The organism is Acidobacterium sp. FHG110202_01 (assembly GCF_059115305.1).
The window spans coordinates 295,384-315,566 of the sequence record NZ_JBZYWJ010000001.1 but is presented as its reverse complement, the minus strand read 5'-3'; the positions used below and the strand labels follow the sequence as shown (position 1 = coordinate 315,566).

Below are 20,183 nucleotides of genomic sequence, written 5' to 3'. Positions count from 1 at the left end.
CAAAAAACCTCTTGCGTGAAATGTATTTCATGTTACGGTTTCGATTTACGAATGAAATATCACTTTCTCACCGCAGCATGATTCTGCCAACGGTGGATTGTATTTACTCAGTGTGCACGTATCTATTCAAGCTATTGTCAATCTGGTTCTCACGGAGAAACTTCATGTTCGACTGTCGCAGCTCTGCGTCACGGATTGCATTTACGCTCACAGTTGCAGTGTTGGCCATTTCGCCTGCATGGTCTCAGGCGCCTCGCAAAATCACGACTCCGATGCAGCAGTTTGGTCACGACATTGGCGCAGACTACCAGCTCGTGAATTACACACAGGAAACAGAGTATCTCCAGAAGCTCGCCAAAGAATCGGACCGCATGAAGCTGGTCGATATCGGACCGACTGCCGAAGGCCGCCATCAATACATGGCGATCATTAGCGCGCCGGAGAACATCGCCAAACTTGAGCACTATCGCGAGATCAGCGAAAAGCTCGCCCGCGCAAAAAACCTCACTGACGACCAGGCACATGCGCTTGCCGAGGAGGGCAAAGCAGTCGTCTGGATTGACGGCGGCCTGCATGCATCCGAAACTGTCGGCGCTCAGCAGCTTATCGAGACCATCTACGAGCTCAACAGCAAGACCGATCCGGAGACGCTGCGTTTTCTGCATGACGACATTGCGCTCTGCACCTTCGCCAATCCAGATGGCATGGAGCTTGTCTCCAACTGGTACATGCGCAATTCCGATCCAACGAAACGTTCCCTTGCCGGCGTTCCCCGTCTCTGGCAGAAGTACATCGGTCACGACAACAACCGCGACTTCTACATGAGCAACATGCCGGAATCGACCAACATCAACCGCATCCTGTTCCGCGTATGGTATCCGCAGATTGTCTACAACCATCACCAGGCAGGTCCCGCAGGCACGGTCATCTTCATGCCGCCCTTCCGCGACCCGAACAGCTATCATTACGACCCGCTGCTTGTTCTGGGAATCGAAGCTGTCGGCACAGCGATGCACGAGCGTCTTGTCGAAGAAAACAAGCCCGGCTCTACTTCGAAGTCAGGCTCGACCTACTCCACATGGTTCAACGGCGGCCTGCGCACCATTTCCTACTTCCACAATGAAATCGGCTTATTGACGGAAATCATCGGCAATCCAACACCAGAACCACTGCCTCTCATTCCAGCCAATCAGCTGCCGAGGAACGACCTCGTCTTCCCTGTTCCTCCGCAGACATGGCATTATGCGCAGTCCATCGCCTACGAGCAGACCAACAACCGCGCCGTATTGGACTACGCTTCGCGCGAACGCACGCACCTGCTCTACAACATTTACCTCATGGGCAAAAAGTCCATCGATGCAGGCAACACAGACTCATGGACCATCACACCGAAACGCGTCGACGCGCTTGAAGAAGCAGCAGCGAAGGAGACCGGAGCATCTCTCGATGCCATTCATCGAGCTGGCCGTGGTGTACTCGATCCCGATGCTCCTAATGGAAGCGTCAGAGGCAACGGCGTGCCGGCCTCGCTTTACAACTCCGTGCTGCATGATCCGGCAAAGCGCGACCCACGCGGATACATCATCACCGCCGATCAGCCCGACTTCCCCACCGCAACTAAATTCATCAACACTCTGATGAAAAGCGGCATCGAAGTCCAGCAGGCCACTGCCGCCTTCAACGTAGCCGGCAAGCACTATCCCGCCGGCTCCTATGTCGTGATGTGCAATCAGGCATTCCGTCCGGAAATCCTCGACCAGTTTGAGCCGCAGGACCACCCAAACGACTTTCCTTATCCCGGAGGCCCTCCGAACCGCCCCTACGACACGACAGGCTGGACGCTCGCGTACCAGATGGGCGTCAAGTTCGATCGCGAGATCGAGCCCTTCAGCGGCCCGTTTGAAGCCATCAAGACCGATCTCGCAAAACCTATCGCTGGCGGAATCTCAGGCGCCAGCGGCACACCCGCGGGCTATCTCGTCAGCCATGAGTACAACGATGCCTACACGCTCACCAATCGCCTGTTGAAAGCAGGACAACCCGTCTACTGGCTGAAAGACTCTGTCACTGCAGATGACAAGCAGTTGCCGCCGGGCGCGCTCTGGCTGCCGTACTCTGCCGAGACCGCCAGGCTGCTCGATACCGCGACGAAGACACTCGGCATCCATGCAGTCGCTGTAGCGCAGGCACCCTCCGGCGAGACTATTCAACTGCACCCTGTGCGCATCGGACTCGCCGACCAGTACGGCGGCTCCATGCCCTCAGGCTGGATTCGCTGGCTCTTCGAGCAGTACGAATTCCCCTACACCGTCGTTTACCCGCAGGAACTCGACGCAGGCAATCTTCACGCGAAATACGATGTCCTCGTCTTTCCTGATGGCCTCATACGCCAGGCTCGCGGATCACGTGGCGGCGGAGAAGGATTTGGCTTCCGCCAGCCCGCGCCTGAAGAAATTCCCGCCGAGTTCCGGCCCTGGCTAGGAAGCATCACTCCGGACAAGACCATCCCGCAGCTCGAAGCCTTCGTCAAGGACGGAGGCTCCGTGCTCGCCATCGGCTCCTCCACATCCGTTGCATCCTTCATGAAGCTGCCGCTGCAGAACGCTCCCACCGAAATGGTCAAAGGCGTCCAAACGCCGGTTTCTCCCGACCGCTTCTACATTCCGGGATCACTTCTGCATGCTCGCGTGAACACCACCGACCCGATTGCCTACGGCGTTCCTTCAAGGACCATCGTCGATTTCGATCACAGCCCGTCTTTCATCCTGGCCCCCGACGCAGCGCAGAAGGGGATCAAGACTGTCGCGTGGTATGGCAGTGAACCTCTGCTCGCCAGCGGCTGGGCGTGGGGCGAGCAGTACATCCACAACACCACCGCCATAGCAGAAGCATCCGTAGGCAAAGGCAGAGTCGTCCTCTATGGACCCGAGATAACCTTCAGAGGCCAACCGCACGGCACCTTCAAATTTCTGTTCAATGGCGTGCTGTCCAGCTCATCAATGGAAGCCGCTGTGAAATGACCCGGGCGTTCTACATGATCTATGCCGAATCAGGAAGCATATTTTTGGGCGAAGCACCTGCCCTTAGAAGGTATTGAAAAGTCGTTGTTTTGAAGGGGCACGACTTTAGTCGTGCCATAAAAGCATAGAATTATGCGCGGCTTCAGCCGCTGAGGGATTGCCTTTTTTAAAACAAAATGGACTCTATTTAAAGATTAGAAAATATGCTTCACGCCTTTGCCAATGCCCTTGGCAATCTTACCGGTCCCTTTTGTCGTGCCGACAGCGACATTCTTGCCTGCGGAAGCGCCGCCCTTGCCAACAGAGGTCGCCGCGCTCACAGGATGCAGCGTCACCAGATCAACAGCACCCTTTCCGGTGCCCGAAGCAAGATTACCCGCGCCCTTGGCCGCGCCTTTGCCGATGTCGCCGCTCCCGCTCGCCATCTCATGGCCGGCGCCATTTCCCTTTTTCTGGGGCTGCGCACTCGACTGGCTCTGAGCAAGAACAGCAGTCATCGCCCCTGACAGCATAAAGGTGATAAGCAGAAGTTTCGCTTTCATCGTTCTTTCCTCACCATCATTAGATGCGCCACACGCACATTTCAGCAGGAACTTACTTCCCGTATCCATGCCATACATATTCAAGAGCTTCCGGCAGCGTCTGCTCCTTCACCGCGCGGTCGACGTGCCCGGCATTGCGCGCAAAAACAAACTGGTAATGATATCCCTTGGCCGCAAGAACTTTCGCCATTTCCTCATTGGCCAGCACCCAGTCATGCATGTTGTCGCGCATCACATTCGGATTCAGCAAATCTCTGTCCCCAACCTCCATCCAGATGCGCAGCGGCTTCACCGGCGAATTCGGAATGAGATGCTCATGAAATTCCCACGCTCCATGCGGAATCTCAGGGTTATACGGCCATTGCTGATTCACATAGGTGCCGGAATAAGTGAGCACGCGATGGTACAGCTCCGGGTGATACCACGCCATGATCAAAGCGCACGAGCCGCCTGAGCTGCCACCCATCGTCGCCCGTCCATCAGGGTCCTTCGTCAGCTTCACGTGGTAGCGCGCCTCCACCTGGGGCAATACTTCGCTCTCCACAAATTCGGCGTACCTGCCTGACATCGTGTCATACTCCAGGCCGCGCTCGCTTCCCTGTGCATCGCCGCCTCCATTGCCGATGGAAATAGCAATCATCGCCGGTACGCGATGCTCCGCAATGACCTTGTCCAGCGCCGCAAACAATAAGCGGTCCGGTCCATCCGCACCCACAATAAACGGCGCGACGCTGCCCGCAACATATTGTTTCGGAATGTAAACCGTCACCTTGCGCGTATAAGGAGCTGGATGGCTCGTAGTCAAAACAAGCTTCGCCGGATTGGCCGGGTCCGGCGTGCCAAATGTATTCGGCTCCCGCGCAATGCCCGGATACATCCTGCTGTCAGCCGAATTCATCGTGAACTCGAGCACATCTCCCTGCGGCACAGCCTGCGTCGAGCTCTCCGGAGCTGGAGCATGCGTAGGACCGAGAATGAAGTTGCCATCAGCAACCGCGGGAGCATTCTTCCCGTCAGGCAATTCCGTAGCCGCAACGTAGCCGGGCGTATGCGGGTCACGGGTAGGTGGTGTCGGGCGCACTGAAGAAGTCTGGGCCAGCGCCAGACATGCCCCAGCCATAATAGTGCCTGTAAAAGAAAGCAGTTTCGTCACAATAGCTCACATCCTCCACTTATCTCCGCCTCTCAGGCAAGCCCCAAATCTGAAAGTGATGCCCGTCACACCTGTATGTGTGCTGCGACACGGCGATGGGATGCATTGACGCTGCATCCTTGGAACAAAGGAGGTTCGTAATGCATACCGATGTTCAGCACGCCTGGGTATACCCTGAGTCCATCGCCGTCGCCACCGACCTGAGCGACCTCGAATATCTTCTTCCCCATGCGAAGGCCCAGGCCGCCGCAACCGGAGCAGCCTTGTGGCTGGTGCATGTCATTCCACCAGAAATCTACGTCTCTCCAGCATCAGGCGCGTATCCCTGCTCGCCGAAAGAACAGGCCTATCGCAAAGTAGAAAAAGTACTGGAGAAAGAAGCGGACTGCCTGCGTAAAGAAGGCCTCCGTTGCGAATACGAGATTCGCCGCTGGTTCGCAGCCGAACAGATCGCCGCATTCATACACCAGAAAAAGATCGGCCGCCTCATCATCGGCACATCAGGTAAAAGCAAGCTTGGGAAGCTTCTCCTCGGCTCGGTCGCGGAAGATCTGATTCGCACCGTCGATATCCCGGTCTGCACGATCGGGCCGCATGTCAGACCAAAGGGACTCAGACATCCGCGTCATATCCTCTACGCCTCTTCTTTGCGTCACGAGCCGGAAGCCAGCCTGCAATTCGCAGTTGCCTTCGCCGCGGCGCATCAGGCGGAGCTCACCATCCTTCACGTGATCGAGCACTCCTCGATCGAGGCATGGGAAGAGCTCGATGCAAGAGTAAAGATGAGCTATCTCGTGAAGGAAGCCGCTGGCAAGATGGTCCAGCCGCAAAGCATCACGCGTCTCGGTGATCCCGCCGACCAGATCCTGCATGAAGCTGAAGATCTGCAGCCGGATCTGCTCATTCTGGGCGCCGTGCCTACATCGAGTCTGGCAGCCATGGCGCACACCGGTGTCGCCTACGAACTGATCGCAAAGTCCCCGTGCCCGGTGCTCACGCTGCGCGAATCACTCTGTGCAACATGCGGAAAACATCATGCTTTGCACGCAGACGGTAAGGCCGCCGTGCGGGCTTCATACTGAGATCACAGGAGCGCAGAGTGCTGGGGATATTCAAGTTGGCATACAAACTCCTGGTGAATGACAGGACAAAGTTCACTGCATTGCTTATTGGCGTAACCTTTGCCGCCTTTCTCATGGTGGTCATGATGTCCCTCTTCTCCGGCGTCCTGTACCGCGCCTCGTCGACCGTCATCAATATCGGAGCGGATATGTGGGTCATGGACCCTTCAGTGCAAACCGTTGCCAACACGATAGGGATACCCGACTATCTGCTCGATGCCGTCCGCAGCATACGCGGCGTCAAGTACGCTGTGCCGCTCTTCTCAGGCGGAGCGCTGGTGAAGCTCGATAACGGCGCCTACCAGTCGGTGTCTGTCGTGGGACTGGATGACACCAGCCTCTTCGGTAGACCAACGATGGTGCAGGGCCGGATCAGCGATATCTTTGCAGAAAACTCCTTCATCGTTGTTCACGATTCGGAGTTCCCGAAGTTCGGCAATCCTCATATCGGATCTGTCTTTGAATTGAACGACCACCGCGGCGTTGTTGTCGGCATCGCCGATGTGGCATCAAGCGGTCTCTTCGGCGTTCCCACGCTCTATACAACCTACAACCGCGCCATTCAGTACATCCCCAATCCACGCTTCACCATTTCTTACATTCTCGTCGAGCCGAAATCCCCGGCAGATATTCCCGAGATTCAGAAGCAGGTGCACGCCCTGGGCTATCTCGCTCTTACGCGCGAGCAGTTTGAGGACCGGATCACGAACTTCTACGAGTATCAGACCGGCCTGGGCATGAACATTCTCATCATGACCATGATCAGCTTCGTTGTCGGCCTTACCATTTCGGGGCAGACCTTCTACTCCTTCATTCTCGAGAACCTTGAAAAGTTCGGCGCGCTCAAAGCCATAGGCGCAAAGAGCCACGAGCTGATGCTCATGATTCTCTTTCAGGCAGTGTTTACCGCGCTCACCGGATACGGCCTGGGCGTAGGACTCTGTGCCGCGCTTACCAAACTTGCAAAGATGCGCCTGCCCGACTACGCATCGCGCATCACCTACTTCAACATGGGCCTGGCCTTGCTGAATGTCCTGGTCATCGCTGCTTTCTCCAGCTACAGGGGCGTGCGCAAGGTTCTTCGCATCGAGCCCTTCGACATCTTCCGAGGTTGATATGCCAGATACAGCAATCAAAGCCGAGGGCATCGTGAAATGGTTCGGAGAAGGCGAAGCGCGGACCAATGCGCTGAAAGATGTCCGTCTCGAAGCTTTTTTTGGAGAGATGGCCTATATCGTGGGCCCATCCGGTAGCGGCAAGACGACGCTGCTCAGCGTCCTGTCCGGAATTCTCCGCCCGGATGCCGGCCGGGTCCTGAGTGAAAACATCGACATCTGGAACCTCAGCAAAGATGAGCTGGCAACTTTCCGCCTGAATAAAATCGGCTTCGTATTTCAGGATTACCATCTCTTCCCGCGCCTCACCACGGCTGAAAACGTAGCCATTCCCCTCATCCTCAGGCGCTGGAGTTGGGACAATGCGGTCCAGGAAGCACACAAGTATCTGGACATTGTCGGCATGAAAAACCGCGCCGACCTGATGCCGGTAAAACTCAGCGGCGGCGAGCAGCAGCGCGTGGCCATTGCGCGCGCCATCATCAGCCAGCCGGACATTCTCATCATGGATGAGCCCACCGCATCGCTCGACGGCGATACCGGCCGCGCGATAGTCGGTTTTGTGAAGACCGAGTTCCTCAATGCGAAGCGCTGCATCGTTATCGTCACCCATGACAGCAGAATCTATGAATTCGCCACCAGGATCCTGCACATGGAGGACGGCAGATTGACCGGCGAGGAGAAGGTAGCGTCATGAAGAACAGATGGGTGTTCGTTCTCTCCATCGCCGGCATTGTAGGCGCAGGCATTGCGGCATACTTCTCGAGCATCACGAAGGCCGCCGAGCCCCCGGTATTCAATCCGGCCTCGAATCCCTACGGAGAAGGCATCTATGCCGAGGGCATCGTCGAAAGCGTGCAGTCCACCGGCGTCAATATCAACATGTATCCCGAAGTTGCCGGAACAGTAAAAGAGATCTTCGTCGGTGAAGGCCAGGTCGTACGCAAAGGCACACCATTACTGCTGGTCGATGACTCCATCCAGCGCGCTACCGTAGCGCAGCAGCAGGCGCAGGCACAGGCCGCCCAGGCCCTGCTCGAAGAGCTCAGAGCCGAACCGCGCAAAGAAACGCTCGACGTGACAGCAGCGCAGGTAGATTCCGCGCAGTCTTCGCTCAAGACCGCGAATGACACGCTCGACAAGCAGCAGGCAGCGTTCAGGTTCGACCCGCGCTCCGTCAGCAAGGATGCTCTCGACAGTGCCATCAACAGCGCCGCAGTAGCCAGGGCGAATCTTGAAGTAGCAAAGAAGCAATACACGCTGACCAAAGCGGGCGCATGGGTCTATGACATCCGCAACCAGGAAAAACAGCAGGCAGCGCTGCAGAAGGCCTACCTCGCATCAGACGCTCTACTCGCGAAATACACTCTGCACGCTCCACGTGATGGAGTAGTGTTATCCATCAATACGGTCGTAGGCGCGTATGTCTCTTCGCAGGGCGCGTATAACGCCTACACCCAGGGAACGGACCCAATCCTGATCGTCGGCGATAGCGACAATAGTCTGCATGTGCGCTGCTATGTCGATGAAATTCTGGTCTCGCACCTCCCTGATCCAACAAAGATCAAAGCGCAGATGACGATTCGTGGCACGGACATTCATATCCCGCTGACCTTCGATCGCATCCAGCCTTTTGTCTCGCCCAAAATTGAGCTGTCCAACCAGCGGCAGGAAAGAGTCGATGTCCGCGTGCTGCCCGTGATCTTCCGCTTGGAAAGGCCGAAGAACGTCAACCTCTATCCCGGGGAATTAGTCGATGTATACATCGGACAGTAGCGGCACGCGGCGCTCTACTCGCGTCCTTCTTGCATGCGCAGCGGCCGGCTGCGTCTTATTGTCCGGATGCAGCGTCGGCCCAAAGTACCAAAAACCATCCGTGCAAACCGCCCCCGCATATAAGGAGCTGGACGCCGCCTCATGGAAGAGCGCCGAGCCAAACGACAACGCGATCCGCGGCAAGTGGTGGGAGGTGTTCCATGATCCGCAGCTCAACGCATTAGAGGAGCAGATCGACGCAGGCAGCCAGAACATTGCCGCTGCTGCCGCCAACTACTCCGCAGCGCGCGCGCTGGTGCGGCAGGTACGCTCGCAATACTATCCGACGCTCACAACCAATCCCGCGATCACCAATGTCAGAGTCGCTGCGATTACAATCCCCAGCGCAACAGAAAAAAGCTACACCTACAGCGAATATCAATTTCCGCTGACGGCATCGTGGGAGCCTGATCTCTGGACGCGTGTCAGAAAAAATGTTCAGGCCAACACCTTCGCAGCCCAGGCAAGCGCTGCCGATCTTGAGAATGTGCGCCTGCTGGCGCATGCGGAGCTGGCCGCAGACTACTTCCAGCTTCGCGGCGTAGAACAGCAGAAGCAGATCCTCGAGCAGACCGTCAAAGCCTATCAGGATTATCTCGACCTGATCCGCGGCTTATACAAAAGCGGCCTCGATGCAGACGAAGCCGTGGCCGCCGCCGAATCTCAACTGAAAGCAACCCAGGCGCAGGACACCAACCTTGGCATCACGCGTGCCCAGTACGAGCACGCGATAGCAGTGCTCATGGGGCAGTCCCCTTCCTCATTTACTTTGCCCTATTCGCAAGCTGAGCTGCATCTGCCTGCCATTCCAACAGGCCTTCCGGCCGAACTTCTTGAGAGACGGCCGGATATTGCCGAGGCAGAACGCTCGATGGCCCAGGCAAACCGCCAGATAGGCGCAGCCAGAACAGCCTACTTCCCCAACATTCTGCTCAGCGCTACCGGAGGGTTCGAGAGCCTGACCATCGCCGACTGGTTTACCTGGCCCAGCCGCTTCTGGTCAGTCGGCCCGTCCGCAGCGGAAACCATCTTCGACGCCGGATACCGTAAAGCCACAGTCCGACAGTATCAGGCGAATTACGACAAGGCAGTAGCCAACTATCGGCAGACCGCGCTCACCGCCTTTCAGCAGGTAGAAGACAATCTCGCAGCCTTGAGGATTCTGTCACTGGACATCGAACAGCAGAACGAAGCAGTTCAATCCGCGCAGCGTTTCTTAGCTCAGGCGCAGATCCGCAACACGGCAGGACTTGATCCGTTCCTGAACGTTCTCACCGCTCAGGTAAGCCTCCTCGTATATCGGCAGACCTACGTCTCATTCCAGACACAACAAATGGTCGCCAGCGTCCAGCTCATCGAAGCATTGGGCGGAGGATGGGATGCATCGCAGTTGCCGACGCCAAAACAGGTAGCGGCGAAACAACATTAGCCTGCATCTGCAAACGCTGTAGCAACCTTGAGACGCCGAAGCATGGAGCGCTTCTTCTCTTGATGGTCCTGCATGCGTTGCAGAATATCCGCAAGTGCGCTGACAGCCTGCACAACATACGGCCCTTTATTGAGCATGACGCATTCGGCACGCTCTCCCATGGCCGCATCTGTAATTTCAGAGCGCGAAGGAATGCCATTTTTAGACAGGCTCTCAAGCACCTGCGTTGCCCAGATCACCGGAACATGCGCCGCCTCGCAGATCCAGAGAATTTCTTCCTGTATCTCCGCAAGGCGCTGGTAACCGCACTCCACCGCCAGATCGCCCCGTGCAATCATCACGCCGACTGCGCGCAACGCCATCGCGGCAAGAACCAATCCGGGGAGATTTTCAAACGCTTTCCGTGTCTCGATCTTCAGCACAATGCCAAGCGATTCCGCCTTGAGCTCGCGCAGATGGGCCAGAAGCTGGTGCACATCATCTTCGCTTCGCACAAAAGAATAGCCAACAAGATCAGCGTGCTCAGCAATAAATTTCAGATGTTCGAGATCTTCCGCGGTAAGCGCCGGCAGATCAATACGCGTGTCAGGAAGGTTGATTCCTTTTCCCTCGCCAAGCTTCTCGCCCTGTGGGCGCGCCTGCGTAATCTCAACATGCACACTCTCGCTGTTCACGGAACGAACAACGCCACCAATCTTCCCATCATCAAACCAGATCGGCTCACCTGCTTTTATGTGCTCGAAGTATTTCGGCAAAGTGATTCCGATTCGCGCCGGCGAAGTAACCCGGCCTTCCCTGTTGCGCCGCGCCGGCCTGCCCGGCTGCGCATTGTGCGTCAGGATGAGCGTCTCACCCGGCTTAAGCAGCAGCCGTTGCGCCCGTGCCGGAACAGGCCCGATCCGGCCCTTCCAGGGCTTCGCTTTGCCATGATGTGAGTTCTTGTTGGCAATAGCATGCAATTCCATGTCTGGAACAAAGTAAGCTGTCCGTCTTAACTCAGCCCAGCAACCCGAATCTTCAACCCCCGCAATCCTCATCATGCGGTGCGCATTGCGGGCGTCGCGGAAACGAATCATACCGCCGGCTTGCAGCTTAGCAACAAATCGCTGCGGCAACGGAAGCGCAGCCGCTGCGCCTGCCGGAGCCCGTTCATTCTTTTCCATCGCAGCAAGCCAGATGCGCGCCGGCTTGGTGACGCGGCCAAAATCATCACGCTCCGGACGGCAGCGAATCACCGCAGGGCCAGGCACAATCGGACCTGTTCGCAGCTTGGGCCCTGCAAGATCCATCTCAATGCGGCAGAGGCGGCCTGTTTCCTCCCTTGCCTTCTGAAGATTGCGGATCATCCCCAGCCACGCTTCCGGACCGTCATGCGCACAATTGATGCGCATGCAATCCATCCCGTTCTTCACCAGATCACGTACCAGCTCATAATCGGTTGCCGCCTCGGTGGGCATAGTCACCATGATGCGAACTTTGCGCCCCGATGGCTCAGGCCCCAGAAGCGTTTCAGTATTGTGATCGAGCAGATCGGAGCCCTCGCCCATTTTTACCGGAGGCTCAGGCAGCAGAGGAAGCTCATCTTCCGATCCAAGCAGAGTGGCCAGCACGTGGTACACAGTCTGAATAGCAGAGAGGACATGGCCCTCAGTCCTGCCTAGAGAAGAAAGACCCAGAACCGCAAGCTCCGCCTGCAATTCACGAAGATCGTGCCGCCGCAGGGCCAGATAATGCACCAGGTTGCGCGCGCTCCGGCGATGATCTTCATGTACCGGAGGAGAATGCTCGAGCAGCGCGGTTTCAAGATCGAGTATGTCCGCGCATAGCTCGCGCAGCTTCGACGCAGCCTGCTGCAGCAGTTTTCTGTCTGCTTCCTTCATGTGAAAGCCCCGATCGCTACTGGTGAAGTGTCATGACCGGGCAAGGCGCATCAGTAAACACCTGCGGCACCGTTCCGCGTAACAGATGAGTAACGGCAGATGAAGCACTGCGCGCGCCCATCACGATCAGGTCCGCCTGGCGCTCCTTTGCAGCATCCACAATTCTGTCCCCAGGTACGTCTCCAAACAGTTCCTGCAAAGGCTTGGCAGGAGCGATGCCCGGCGGCAGATTCTTCCTGAAAGCATCCTCAAAGCGGGTCCAGTCTCCGTTCTTGTTCAGGAGCAGTGTATTCCCCACATTCATCATCAGGAATTCTGCCTGGTGCTCCTCAGCAAGCTGGAATGCATAGGCGGCGATCCATGCGCTATCCGGATCGAGCGTGGTTGCGCAAAGTACATACCTGGGCGGCCATACGGGCTTGGTATCTTCAGCAACAGACGGGCCGATCACTAGCACCGGGCACGGTACGCGCCGCGATAAACCTTCCGCCTCAGAACCGAAGAGCAGCCGTTCCAGGCCAATTCGTCCATGCGTGCCCATCACAATCAGGTCGATCTTTTTTTCTTTGATGAACGAAAGCACCTCATCCTTCACTCCGCCGATCACACAACTCGTCTCGGCCTGGAATCCCGCAGAGCGCAACTTCTCCCCGTCTTTCGCCAGCCGCACCGACCATTGCCGCCGGATTGACTCCTGGTCGATCCACACTGCTTCTGCCGGAGTGATAGGGTTAATAGGCTCGTTCACATGCAGCAGAAAAAGCTGCGAATGAAACTCTTTTGCGATTCCTTCGGCATACTCCACAGCGCGTTGCGATAAGTCGGAAAAATCCGTCGGAATCAGGATGTGTTCAAAGGCAATCTTTGCTGGAGCCAGGGTTGTCATAGCAGTCTCCCATGCGGCGCGATTTGTGATTACTTCCCTGCGCCGACCTACAAGCAAAATGTAGCGGCTTCAGTTAGCCGCCGGCTGTGACACCAGTCACAAAGAAGATGAAAATTCACACTGCTTCAAGAGTTCACATAAGTGATCCACATCACGTCATCCACGCCTGAACCGCGATAATGTGATGCTGCATGCCGGGCACCACAGCCAATACGACGCACGCTGTCCTCTTTGCCACCGACCTTTCCGGCAATTCGCACATCGCTTTAAGCTATGCAGCCGGACTGGCGTCGATATACAAGGCCAGGCTCTTTCTCGTTCACGTGCTTGATCCGGCAAAGGCCGCCAATTCCTTAAGCAATACCTCGCCTTCAGAGCTGCGCAACCTCGCCCACTCCGCAAAAAGCGAATTGAAATCGATAGCAGAAAGCCTGCTTGCGGCCCAGGGAATCGCAGGAGAAGTACTGGTGCGTCACGGCAATGTCAGGGATGTCATCTTTCAGGCCTGCCAGGAATATTCTGCAGACATCGTCGTGCTCGGCTCAAGTGGACGCAAGGCCGGACATGGCAAGGGACTAGGCTCCATCGCGGAAGCGATCCTGCGCGGCATGTCATGCAGCGTGCTGACAGTAGGCCCCAACGTCAGGCGGCCTTTCTCCTCTGCAAGTGCGCAGGCTGTGCTTTTCCCGACAGACTTCTCAGCCGTCTCGCTTGCTGCTCTGCCCACGGCGATCTCCTTTGCCGGAAAGCTCGACGCCAGGCTGCTCCTTCTTCATGTCTGCGATCCGAACGCGCTGCATGAAGTGCTCTGCCACAGAGAACTCAGCAAGCTGGTCCAGTCCATTGAAAAACAGACAGCGCGAGTGGAAGCGTTCACGCTGGAGGGCCGCATTGCTGAAAATATCGTATCGTTCGCCCGGGAAGAGAACGCTGACATGCTCGTACTGGGCGTTCATCGCGGCGATCTCGCGGATGGAACACGATTGCACGGAATCGTGACTGAGCTTGTGAGAGAAGCGAGTTGTCCGATACTTACCGTAGCTGAGAAATCGCTCCCCCATCTGCAGTAACGCTCCATCCCCCATTCCAACAGCTGCGTACTTCATGAAAGATGATTTTTAACGTTCTGATCATCTTGCAGTGTTCTACTCAATACCTACCCAAAAAACTGAAAAGGGACTTCCGATGATGTCTGCCAAATTCTCTTTGCTCGCTGTGGCTACTGTAGTGCTGACTCTTCCTGGAATGTTTCCCGTGCCCAGTCAGGCGCAGAGCACCGACGGGCACGTAACAGCAATGCATGGGCAGAAGCTGCCAAAACATTTTGACGGTGGAGCCGATCTGCCCAACGGCTGGCGCATCACTCCCGCAGGCAAGGCCATCGGCTCCATGGGAGATCTGGTAACGAACCTCACCGCCTCGCCCGACGGCCGTATCGTAGTCTCCGTCAATTCCGGATTCCTGCCCCACGGCATCGATGTCTTCGACACAAAAACGCAGAAGCCCATCCAGCACATCGATCTGACGTCGACCTTTCTGGGCATGGCCTGGTCGCCCGACGGCAATACCTTATATGTGGCAGGTGGCAACGCATCGGGTACCAGGAGCAAAGCCGATCCTGTAGCGCCGGTCTACGAATTCACCTATGCAAATGGCCGCCTGAGCGAAACGCCCTCCGGCAAACTGACTGAGACCATCGACCCTAAATTAGTATGGTGGTCCGGCCTTGCCTACCTTTCCGGCAAAAATTGGCTGTACGCAGCCAATCGCGGCACAGGAAACGGCCCCAGCAATGTCGTGGTTTTCGATACAAAGACCCGCCAGATCGTCACGCGCATCCCCGTTGAGACCACCCCATATCAGACCGTCCTGACTCCCGACGGCAAACACCTGTTCGTCTCCAACTGGTCGAGCGAATCGGTAAGCGTCATCGACACAGACACAAATCAGGTCATCCGCACGCTGCGCGTCGGCATGAATCCCAACGACATGAAGCTCTCCGCCGATGGACGTCTCTTCGTCGCCTGCTCGAACGACAACACCGTCTACGTCATCGACACGCACACGCTCAACGTCATCGAGCGCCTGTCAACCACGCTGACGCCTTTCGCCCCTGAAGGATCTACGCCCGACGCACTCGCCATCGACGACGCTCGCAAGCTTCTCTACATCGCGAACGCGGACAACAACTCCATCGCCGTCGCACATATCGAGAACCGCGCCCACAGCACCGTCGTCGGATTCATCCCGACAGGCTGGTATCCCTCTGCCCTGCTCCTGGCCGACCACAACCGCACGCTCTACATCGGCAATGCAAAAGGAGAAGAAGGCCATCCCGATCCGCACGGCCCGCACAGCCCTCTGGCGCAGCCCGGCGAAACCGACAGCGTAAAATCCCTGCAGAAGAGCAGTCTCGAAGTATTGCCCATCATCGATCTGAAGGCCCAGCTTCCGCACTGGACCGAACAGGTAACGCACAACACTCCCTACAACGATTCCCTGCTCTCTGAAGCACGCCCGCCGCAGGAGCCAAGCATCATCCCGCAGCACGTAGGCACGCCGTCTGAGATCAAGCACATCATCTACATCATTAAAGAGAACCGCACCTACGATCAGGAGTTCGGCGATCTGCCAAACGCTAACGGTGACCCGGATCTCACCATCTTCGGCGAAAAAGTTACGCCCAACCAGCACGCGCTGGCGAAAGAGTATGTCACCCTCGACAATCTCTACTGCGACGGAGAAGTCAGTGTCGACGGCCACTCCTGGTCAAACTCCTCCTACGCCACCGACTTCAATGAGAAGCAGTGGCCTCCGGAATACGGCAGCCACAGCACCGCTGCTTACACCGTCAATGCCATGGTCCCCTCTGCTGGCCATCTGTGGGACATTGCGCAGCGCAAGGGCCTGACCTACCGCTCATACGGTGAGAACGCCGCGCGCGCCAGCACCGGCACCACCATGGACGCAGCCCCCGGAGCAAAAGGTCTGGTCGGTCATGTCTCGAAGGATTATATAAACGGGCTTGAGGTACGCGACACCGCCAAGATCGAAGTATTTCTGCGCGAGTTCAAGGAGTACGAAGCGAACTACGACAGCCCCGATCCGCAAAAGCGCCTGCCCAACTACATCGTCATGAGCATGCCCGGAGATCACACCGAAGGCGCGCGCCCAGGAGCATTCACGCCGCAGGCCATGGTTGCCGACAACGACTACGCCATCGGTCAGCTTGTCGAAGGCGTAAGCCACAGCCGCTACTGGCCCAATACCGCCATCTTCATCATCGAAGACGATGCACAGGATGGAGCCGATCATGTAGATGGCCGCCGCACCATGGGCCTGGTCATCAGCCCCTACGTCAAGCGCGGCATCGTGGACAGCACCTTGTACTCCACCAGTTCCATGGTGCGTTCGATGGAGCTCCTGCTCGGTCTGCCCCCCATGAGCCAGTACGACGCCGCTGCCATGCCCATGTACGCATCCTTCGGCACAACACCGGTCACCACGCCTTTCACCGCCATCAAGCCTCTCATCGACGTGAATGTGAAGAACACTGAAAAGTCTTACGGCGCAAAAGAGAGCAGCAGAATGGACTTCTCCGACGTTGACCGCGCGCCCATGCACGCTCTGAATGAAATTATCTGGAAAAGCGTCAAAGGCGAGGACGCAGCCATGCCCGCGCCGGTGCATCGTTATCGTCCCATTTCCGACGTCAGCGAATCCGGTGATAGAGACGATGATGGTGACAAAGAATAAAAGCGATTCATAGACCGGAATAAAGAGCGGCGTCCGTCTCAGACGGACGCCGCTCTTCTTGGCCCTTCAGATCGTTAGAACGATTCCCCAACCATCTCTTCGCTTTTCTTCCAGAGCGCCTCGGCACTCACAGGATCAAGCGCATATAGACGCACACCTTCGCTCATCACATTAATATTCACACTGTCCGGCACAATATTACCGACGTGGCAATTCTCGCAATAGCGTCCGCCAACCTCGTCAGCAGGAGCTACTATAGCTGCCCACACTGAAGTTGCCGCACCCTGAGGAACCGTCTTGAACTGGAAGGGTGGCTTGCCCTCTGCCGCAAGGTGCTGGTTTATCTGTTCGATCCTCTCCTGAAGCGCCTGGATCTCTGCCGCGCCCATATACCGTCCCAGTTCTGTCTGGATGCCTCCCGGGTGCACAGCCGCAGCGCGCACGCCGCGGTCCCGATGCCGCTTGTCAAAGGCAACAGCAAAAAGAATATTTGCCGTTTTCGACCGGCCATACCCGATGAAGGGCTGATACTCCGTCCGCTCAAAGTTCGGATCTTCCAGGTTAACGTCCGAGAAGCGGTGCCCTGCAGAAGACAAATTGACGAGCCGCCCGCCGTCACGGATCAGCGGTGCAATCCGGTTGACGAAAACAAAGTGGCCCAGGTGATTGGTGCCAAACTGTGTCTCGAACCCATCAACCGTATGTCCCAATGGAGTAGCCATCACTCCTGCATTTGCGATGATCACATCGAAAGGCTCGCCCTTTTTAAGCAACGCGTCAGCAGCAGCGCGAACGCTCGCCAGATTGGCAAGATCGAGCTCGATAAGCTCGAAGCCTCCGCCATTGGCTGCAGCGTCTTTCCGCACCTGCTCAGTCGCCCTCTCGGCCTTCGCCAGGTCCCTTGCCGCACCCACTACATAAGCGCCATGCGCAGCCAGCGACCGCGCAGTTTCCACGCCCAGTCCGGCCGAAACCCCGGTAACCAGAATTCGCTTTCCCTTAAGATTTACGCCGGACAAAACATCTTCCGTCGTCGAGGTCGCGCCAAATGTCTCTGCCATTCATTTCTCCTGTTTACGGGACACTCTGAATCCTGATTGACTCGCATTGCATCAGCAAATAAAACGGAGAGTGTCTCCATAACAGAATAGAGAACCGGAGACTGTCTCCGGTTGCAAAAAATATTCCGCATGCCGAAGAAATCTGCAAAACCTGCCCCCCGAAAGCCTCGCGCCGACGCACAGAGAAACCGGGAGCGCATTCTCGAAATCGCAAAGCAGTCCTTCACCCGCTCAGGAGTTGATGTCAGCCTCGACGACGTAGCCAAAGAAGCAGGCGTTGGAGCAGGAACCCTGTATCGTCACTTCCCCACGCGAGAAGCGCTCCTTGAGGCCGTCTACCGCACCGAAGTAGGAAAGCTCGCGGCAGCCGAGCGCGAGTTCTCGCGGAAAATGCCTCCCGTCGAAGCATTACGCGCATGGATGCTACTTTTCATCGACTACATCGCAGCCAAGCAGATCATCGCTCCCGCTCTGAACCGGCTTGTCGAACAGCCTTCAAAGATCTTTGAAGCCACCGGCGAACAGATCAAGGGAGCCATTGACACATTAGTCGAGCGTGCTATCAAGAGCGGCGATCTGCGCGCAGACCTTGAGCCTCTCGATCTCCTCCGCGCCCTCATCGGCGTTTCCAACGTGGCCTCCGCGCCCGACTGGCAGCCAAGTGCAAGACGACTCGTGGACATTCTCATCCTCGGCTCGCGGCCAACCGGTGCTCAACCGTCCTTGAAGCGCAATACCGGCAAAGATAAACTGACTCGTTCATAACAATTTTCCGAGGGCCATCAATGATGCTGAATCGCCGCAGTTTCCTGTCCAGATCGCTTGCAACGCTCAGCATCGCAGCCTTCCATCCTCTTCTGTCTCTGCGCCAGGCTCTGGCTTCCGTCTCTCCTGTCACCATGGCTGCCGATCCCCGGCGTCCGCAATTCCACCTGCTGCCCGCTGCGAACTGGATGAACGATCCCAACGGCCCCGTCTATTGGAAGGGTCAATACCACATGTTCTACCAGTACAATCCCAACGGCGCATATTGGGGAGATATGCACTGGGGCCACGCCGTCAGCCCCGACATGGTCCATTGGCAGCATCTTCCCGTCGCGCTCGCTCCCACGCCCGGTGGCCCGGATTCCGCCGGCGTCTTCTCCGGCACAGCCGTCGTGAACGGCGATGAAGTGGCCATGCTCTACACCGGCGTTGTCCCTGCTCCGGAAAACGAAGCGACCATCCGCGACGGACAACACAGCCTCAACGAATTGCAGTGCCTGGCCGTCAGCTCTGATCAGGACCTGACAACATGGACCAAAAAGCCGCAGCCCGTCATCGCCGCGCCCCCGCCCGGACTGGATGTGACCGGCTTCCGCGATCCATCCCCATGGAAGCATGGCGACTGGTGGCACATGGTGGTAGGCTCCGGCATTCGCGGCAAAGGCGGAGCCATCCTGCTCTATCGATCAAAAGATCTGCGCCACTGGGAATACCTGCACGTGCTTCTGCAGGGCTCGAATAGCGGCAGGAACACCGCAAACCCGCTCGATGGAGATATGTGGGAATGCCCCGACTTCTTCCCCCTCGGCGACAAGCATGTGCTGATCCATTCCACCCAGGGAAAAGCATTCTGGCAGGTCGGCGTACTCGACCCCGAACAACTCATCTTCCACCCCGAACAAAGCGGCATACTCGACTACGGCGCATATTACGCACCGAAAACGCAGCTCGACGAGCACCAGAACCGCATCCTCTGGGGATGGATTCAGGAAAAGCGCCCGCTTGAAGAATACCGGGCATCAGGCTGGGCAGGCGTCATGTCCCTCCCGCGCGTCCTGACCCTCGATGACAAATCGAATCTGAGCATGAGCCTGGCTCCGGCAGTAGAGAAGCTGCGCCAAAGCCCTCAGACCCTGCACCTATCGAGCAACGAAGAACAGAATCAAAAACGAATCGCGCAACTGCAGATTAAGAATGGCTGCGGCGAAATTCTGTGCAAGGTGAAACCCGCATCCGGTGTATTCGCGCTCTCGCTGGTGAGCAACAGCGTCGCCAGGCCATGGCTCAGCGTACAGTACGATCCCGCGCATCCCGATGAAATCAAGCTGGACGAGAAAACCGTACCATTCCCCTCCGGCACAGCCGGAGAACTCGAGCTCCACTTCTACATCGACGGCTCCGTCATCGAAACCTTCGTGAATCAACACACCGCCTATACAAAGCGTTTCTATGACTCCGGAACATCAACGCCGCAGTTAGGAATAAAAATCAGTGGAAAAACAACCAGCATCTCCAGCCTGAAGCTCTGGCAGCTATCGCCCATCAGCCCGGACCGTCTCACAACCTGACAAAACAAAGCCGCGGAAGACTCCCCTCCGCGGCCCCTGTAGAAAATTCCGAGTAGCGGGTCAGTTTAATCG

15 protein-coding genes are annotated in these 20,183 nt (G+C 57.0%); 10 read left to right on the top strand and 5 right to left on the bottom strand.

What is annotated here, in order from left to right:
• Positions 1 to 164: 164 nt before the first annotated feature.
• Positions 165 to 3,020 (top strand): M14 family metallopeptidase, encoded by a 2,856-nt coding sequence (locus AC5S16_RS01260; protein WP_493928184.1) that lies wholly within the window; start codon positions 165 to 167, stop codon positions 3,018 to 3,020.
• Between the two features lie 194 nt (positions 3,021 to 3,214).
• On the opposite strand, the gene AC5S16_RS01255 is transcribed toward AC5S16_RS01260, so the two are convergent.
• Both AC5S16_RS01255 and AC5S16_RS01250 read right to left on the bottom strand, forming a co-directional pair.
• Positions 3,215 to 3,562, bottom strand: a complete 348-nt coding sequence (locus AC5S16_RS01255) for a hypothetical protein (protein WP_493928183.1) — start codon at positions 3,560 to 3,562, stop codon at positions 3,215 to 3,217.
• A 52-nt stretch (positions 3,563 to 3,614) separates the two neighbouring features.
• A complete protein-coding gene (locus AC5S16_RS01250) occupies positions 3,615 to 4,715 on the bottom strand; it encodes an alpha/beta hydrolase (RefSeq protein ID WP_493928182.1) in 1,101 nt (366 codons plus the stop codon).
• A gap of 140 nt (positions 4,716 to 4,855) precedes the next feature.
• Between AC5S16_RS01250 and AC5S16_RS01245 the strand changes: the two genes are divergently transcribed.
• Genes AC5S16_RS01245 through AC5S16_RS01225 form a run of 5 tightly spaced genes read left to right on the top strand, consistent with a single transcriptional unit; the run spans position 4,856 to position 10,195 of the window.
• On the top strand, positions 4,856 to 5,797 hold the full coding sequence (locus tag AC5S16_RS01245) for a universal stress protein (protein WP_493928181.1): 942 nt from the start codon (positions 4,856 to 4,858) through the stop codon (positions 5,795 to 5,797).
• Positions 5,798 to 5,832: 35 nt separating this feature from the next.
• Positions 5,833 to 6,951 (top strand): ABC transporter permease, encoded by a 1,119-nt coding sequence (locus AC5S16_RS01240; RefSeq protein ID WP_493928180.1) that lies wholly within the window; start codon positions 5,833 to 5,835, stop codon positions 6,949 to 6,951.
• Position 6,952: 1 nt separating this feature from the next.
• Positions 6,953 to 7,648, top strand: a complete 696-nt coding sequence (locus AC5S16_RS01235; protein ID WP_493928179.1) for an ABC transporter ATP-binding protein — start codon at positions 6,953 to 6,955, stop codon at positions 7,646 to 7,648.
• On the top strand, positions 7,645 to 8,727 hold the full coding sequence (locus tag AC5S16_RS01230; protein ID WP_493928178.1) for an HlyD family secretion protein: 1,083 nt from the start codon (positions 7,645 to 7,647) through the stop codon (positions 8,725 to 8,727). Before AC5S16_RS01235 ends, AC5S16_RS01230 begins: the two co-directional genes overlap by 4 nt.
• Complete coding sequence (locus AC5S16_RS01225; protein WP_493928177.1) at positions 8,708 to 10,195, top strand: efflux transporter outer membrane subunit; 1,488 nt, start codon at positions 8,708 to 8,710, stop codon at positions 10,193 to 10,195. The genes AC5S16_RS01230 and AC5S16_RS01225 overlap by 20 nt, the downstream gene beginning before the upstream one ends.
• On the opposite strand, the gene AC5S16_RS01220 is transcribed toward AC5S16_RS01225, so the two are convergent.
• Complete coding sequence (locus AC5S16_RS01220) at positions 10,192 to 12,075, bottom strand: pyruvate kinase (protein ID WP_493928176.1); 1,884 nt, start codon at positions 12,073 to 12,075, stop codon at positions 10,192 to 10,194. The genes AC5S16_RS01225 and AC5S16_RS01220 overlap by 4 nt on opposite strands.
• Positions 12,076 to 12,091: 16 nt before the next feature.
• A complete protein-coding gene (locus AC5S16_RS01215) occupies positions 12,092 to 12,961 on the bottom strand; it encodes a universal stress protein (RefSeq protein WP_493928175.1) in 870 nt (289 codons plus the stop codon).
• Positions 12,962 to 13,152: 191 nt separating this feature from the next.
• Between AC5S16_RS01215 and AC5S16_RS01210 the strand changes: the two genes are divergently transcribed.
• Together AC5S16_RS01210 and AC5S16_RS01205 are read left to right on the top strand one after the other, a co-directional pair.
• Positions 13,153 to 14,031: a universal stress protein gene (locus tag AC5S16_RS01210; RefSeq protein ID WP_493928174.1), complete on the top strand. Its 879-nt coding sequence runs from the start codon at positions 13,153 to 13,155 to the stop codon at positions 14,029 to 14,031.
• Positions 14,032 to 14,146: 115 nt separating this feature from the next.
• The gene (locus AC5S16_RS01205; protein WP_493928173.1) at positions 14,147 to 16,717 is read left to right on the top strand and encodes a bifunctional YncE family protein/alkaline phosphatase family protein; all 2,571 of its coding nucleotides are present in this window, start codon (positions 14,147 to 14,149) and stop codon (positions 16,715 to 16,717) included.
• A 74-nt stretch (positions 16,718 to 16,791) separates the two neighbouring features.
• On the opposite strand, the gene AC5S16_RS01200 is transcribed toward AC5S16_RS01205, so the two are convergent.
• Positions 16,792 to 17,778: an SDR family NAD(P)-dependent oxidoreductase gene (locus tag AC5S16_RS01200; RefSeq protein WP_493928172.1), complete on the bottom strand. Its 987-nt coding sequence runs from the start codon at positions 17,776 to 17,778 to the stop codon at positions 16,792 to 16,794.
• A gap of 129 nt (positions 17,779 to 17,907) precedes the next feature.
• Here AC5S16_RS01200 and AC5S16_RS01195 point away from each other — a divergent pair, with 129 nt between their 5' ends.
• Positions 17,908 to 18,543 carry a TetR/AcrR family transcriptional regulator gene (locus tag AC5S16_RS01195; protein ID WP_493928171.1) on the top strand — a complete coding sequence of 212 codons (636 nt, stop codon included), beginning with the start codon at positions 17,908 to 17,910 and terminating at the stop codon, positions 18,541 to 18,543.
• A gap of 20 nt (positions 18,544 to 18,563) precedes the next feature.
• A complete protein-coding gene (locus AC5S16_RS01190; RefSeq protein ID WP_493928170.1) occupies positions 18,564 to 20,111 on the top strand; it encodes a glycoside hydrolase family 32 protein in 1,548 nt (515 codons plus the stop codon).
• Positions 20,112 to 20,183: the final 72 nt, after the last annotated feature.